At 33.3% G+C, this 1243-nt stretch carries 1 pseudogene; it reads left to right on the top strand.

From position 1 onward, the window contains the following. Nucleotides 1-1243 (top strand): annotated as a pseudogene (locus tag AJ887_RS07425) (hypothetical protein); the annotation flags it as partial.

Consider the following 1243-nt stretch of genomic DNA (forward strand, 5'->3'; position numbering starts at 1 on the left):
AATTCTAAAAAGATAGTTTTATCTTTAGCTACTATTTCTTTCTTAGCTAGTTGTGCAAATGCTGCACCTACTCCTGAAATAAAAACTTATGATGAAATAAGTAAAAATACTAAAGCTAGTTCAGCAAGTGTTTATGCTCCTCAAGCTAGGATTAATACGACTGTAAGTAGTTCAATCAACAATCAAATCAACATTTCCGATCAAGGTCCACATACCATAATAATTGAAAAAACCGGAACTTTAACCGGTAAAGACAAAGTCATCTATGTTCATGCTAAGAATAGCGATACTCTTACTCTTACCAATCTTACCAATAAAGGAACTATTAACGGTAAGGTAGCTGTAGAACATGATAAAGATTTTACAGGAACCATTACTGTCAATACCTTTGAAAATACAGGTCAAGTTAATGGTCAAATTTACATGGGAATTTGGGGAGGTCAGGGAACTCTCACTGTGGATAAATTTGAAAATAGTGGAACTATAACAGCTTCCAACAATGATCAAGGAGTTTTTTTCCAAGGCCTTGCTAATAACAAATCTACGATTAATAATTTTAACAATACTGGAGTTATAAGTTCAACAAATAAAGAAGCTGTCCGGTTTACTCATACTAATGTACAAACTTTCACTAATAACGGTTCAATAAACAGCGGTGGTGGAAGTGGTGTAAACCTCTCCAGTGCTACTATAGAAAATTTTAAAAATACTAAAACTATAAAAACTAGTGGAACAGCAGAACCAAATGAATCATTCGCTGGTTTATATGCGAGTTCTGGGGTTAATCTTTATAGCTCTACTATAAAAACTTTTGACAATTCGGGTTTCATTTCAGGTAAAGTAGGTGTAAATTTGTCAAATGGCATCATAGATGATTTTAAAAACAGTGGCACTATAGAAGGAACATCTGGAGCCAATAAATTAGCAGGAGCTATAAATATACAAAGTGTTTATAGTAGCGGCTCCACTATTAAAAATTTTGAAAACACAGGCCTAATCAAAAATCAAAACGCTAATGGTATCTTCATAGGTGATGGCAACAAGATAGAAACCCTTACAAATAAAGGAACTATAGAAGCAGGCAACAATGGTATAACTTTTTATGCATTTGATACAAATAAAAAGCCCGTTAATATTGGTAAAATCACTATAGAAAAAGGTGGTGTTATTAAAGCAGGCAATGATGCAATCCATATAGATGGAAGTAAAAATGGTATTGAGGGTGAAGGCATTGAAGTTAAAG

Source organism: Campylobacter sp. BCW_6466 (assembly GCF_001762835.1).
GTDB classification, from domain to species: Bacteria; Campylobacterota; Campylobacteria; order Campylobacterales; family Campylobacteraceae; genus Campylobacter_D; species Campylobacter_D jejuni.